Source organism: Kitasatospora sp. NPDC002551, assembly GCF_040296005.1.
Classification (GTDB): domain Bacteria; phylum Actinomycetota; class Actinomycetes; order Streptomycetales; family Streptomycetaceae; genus Kitasatospora.
The window spans coordinates 1-2,769 of sequence record NZ_JBEOWI010000156.1; the positions used below are offsets into that span (position 1 = coordinate 1).

Sequence of the window (2,769 nt, forward strand, 5' to 3'; positions counted from 1 at the left end):
CCCCCGCTTCACAGGAGACGACAATCCATGAACAGCACCATGATGGCAGGCCGGCCGGCCCTCGCCGAGACACCGTCCGCCGCCAACGGCACCGACGAGACGGACATCGCCCTCTACCTCGCCCAGGCCGACCCGATCGACGTCCTCGCCGCCGGCGGGTACCTCTCCGGCCGCGACGGCACCCTCATTGCCGGAGAACTGCGCCGGCCCCAGCTGCGCAAGGCCCTGGAGCACTCCGTCTGCCACACGGTGGCCCCCAACCCCGACCACTTCTACCAGGGCGACGAAGAGCCCGACGCCACCTGGCGCCGCCGCAGGGCCGCCACCATCCGCGACCACTGCGCGGTCTGCCCCGTCCGCGCCGTATGCGCCGAGCTCGCCCTCAGGGACGACGACCCGCACGGCCTCCGCGGCGGACTGTCCCAGCAGAAGCTCGCCGTGCGCCTGAAGACCGAGCACGAGCGGCTGGCGAGGGCCCGCGCCGAAGACACCCGATCCGCCCAGGCCCAGACCGACCGGATCCAGGCCGGCGCCGACGTCCAGCGCATCGCCCAGCAGTACACCGGCAACTCCATCCCGGCCACCAGGCGAGCCGAGAACACGGCCGCGATCCTCGCCGCTGTCCAGCACCGCGACAACCTCCGCCGCACCCACCGGATCGCGGCCGGCTGGACGGAGGCGGCGTGATCCACCACCCCCACCTTCCCCATGCCGCGGCGGCCTCGACCCCCGCCCGGGCCAGCGCCACCACCCGGCAACCTGCCGGCCGCACGTTCCGCGGAGGCAACCGGTGATCCGCTTCATCCGCAAGAGCACCCTCGCCGCCCTGCTCCGGACAGCGGCGACCGCGCGCCACGAGGCCCGTACCACCCGACGCGACCTGGCCGAACTGCGCAACCGCCACCGCCAGCTGATCAGCCACCTCGCCCGGCGCGAACCCGCCCAGATCGTGGCCGTGCCGATCCCCGCCCCGGCCGCCACCGACCAGATCAGCCCGCTGGCCCCCCTGCTCCTCGCGCTGTGGCACCAGGCCGCCCTCGAGCGCGAGGCGTTCCGCACCTGGGTCACCGAAGACCCCGCCCTCGTCACCGCCGCACAGCTGCAGGCGCGAGCCGCCGAGGCCGCCAGCGCGGCCGCCCGAAGGGACAGCCCGTGACCTTCGACCAGCTCCCGGGAACAACGCTCCCCATTACCGAACTGCTCACCTCCTGGCAGTTCGTCGCCGGCACGATCGTCCTCACCCTCGGCCCGGTCCTCGCCCTGCGCCGACGGCGGGCGCTCCACGCCGCCCTCGACGACAAGCAGCGCTCCGCTGCCGCCGACCTGTACGGACGCCGCGTCGAAGACCGCCTGACCATGGTCATCGCCGCCGCCGCAGCCGCCCTGTCGGCGACCGGGCTACGCCGCGTGGGCCGCCACCAGATGGGCCTGACCGACCCCTTCGACCTGCTGCCCTTCATCGCCCTCGACATCGCCGCGATGGTCTGCGGCCGACGAGCGCGCCGCCGCGCCCGCGCCGGCGAAGGACCAGGACTGTCCGGCGTCCTCTTCTGGGTGCTCGCCGGCACCAGCTCCCTCTTCTCGGCGGCCGAAGCCGCCTCCCTGCTCGGCGCGGTCGTCCGCGCCGTCTGGCCGGTCCTGGCCGCGGTCCTGTGGGAACTCGGTTCCCTGGAGGAACGCCGCGCCGCCCGCAGCAACCGCGCCCGCCCGGACCGCCGCCTGGCACTGGTCCGCCTCTTCCACCCCGTCGAGGCCGTCCGCGTCGCCCTGCTCCTGGCCGCCCGCCAGGACCTGGCACAGGAAGAGGCCACCACCGAGGTCCGCGTCTCCCGGGCCGCCTTCCGCTGGTACCGGCTGCGCCGCGCCCAAGAAGCGGTCCGCAAGGCCGGCCGACCGACCCGCTGGGCATACCGGCTCCTGGAAGGACGGGCCGACAGCCGCGCACAGACCGCCAGCGAACGAGCCCGGTGCGCCGACCCGGCCGTGCTGGAACAGGTCGTCGCCCGACTGCAGCTCCGCGTCCGACAAGCGGAATGGGCCGGTATGAACCTGCGCTCCGCCGCGGCCTTCGAGGCCATGCGCGGCACGCTAATCGGAGCCGCCGCAACCGTGCCGCCTCATACCGGCACCACCCATACCGGCACCCCGGACGACCCCGCATCCCCCGAAGAACCGCAGGTGGGGAGCGGTATGGGCGCCGCCGACGGTATGACCGACGTCCTGACGGACGCGGAGGTGGAGGAGCGGTTCGTCCGCCTCGTGCCCCGACGCCGCGACGGCAAGCTCGCGTGGGGCATCAACAAGTGCGCCAGCGCCGTCGGCATCGGCACCCCCCGCGCCCGCAAGTTCCACAAGTCCCAGGACACCTGGCTCCCGGCCGCGGTGACCCGGTATGACGCCGGCACGGCAGCCCCGCTGGAGCGGCACGTCGACCAGGCCCTGGCCCTGGCCAACGAGGCCCCCGCCCCCGACACCGAGGGCCAGTCGACAGCCCAGACCTTCGACGACGAGCTCCTGCTCGCCGACCTGGCCGACGGCTACCAAGAGCTTCCCGGCTCGAAGCTCCTCGTCCCCGCGGGCGCCGGCCGACGCTGACACGCCCCACCATGCCTCGCCCTGCGGGCACCGGCCCCGGCCGCCCGCAGGCTCCCGAATTCTCGTGAGGACCCAGCCATGCCCAGCACCGCCAACACGCCGGCCCAGTCCTTCGACGACCATGTCGCGGACGTGCTCGCTCTGGTCGCCGACCGGCGGCCCGCGCTCTCCCCG

General features: G+C 74.3%; 3 protein-coding genes. All 3 read left to right on the forward strand.

The annotated features are described in order from the left end of the window. Positions 1-27: 27 nt before the first annotated feature. The 3 genes from ABT093_RS40780 to ABT093_RS40790 all read left to right on the forward strand — a co-directional run bounded on the left by ABT093_RS40780 (position 28) and on the right by ABT093_RS40790 (position 2,595). Positions 28-687: a WhiB family transcriptional regulator gene (locus tag ABT093_RS40780; RefSeq protein ID WP_350572568.1), complete on the forward strand. Its 660-nt coding sequence runs from the start codon at positions 28-30 to the stop codon at positions 685-687. 103 nt (positions 688-790) lie between these two features. After that, positions 791-1,156 carry a hypothetical protein gene (locus ABT093_RS40785; protein ID WP_350572569.1) on the forward strand — a complete coding sequence of 122 codons (366 nt, stop codon included), beginning with the start codon at positions 791-793 and terminating at the stop codon, positions 1,154-1,156. Next, on the forward strand, positions 1,153-2,595 hold the full coding sequence (locus ABT093_RS40790) for a hypothetical protein (RefSeq protein WP_350572570.1): 1,443 nt from the start codon (positions 1,153-1,155) through the stop codon (positions 2,593-2,595). Before ABT093_RS40785 ends, ABT093_RS40790 begins: the two co-directional genes overlap by 4 nt. Positions 2,596-2,769 lie beyond the last annotated feature (174 nt).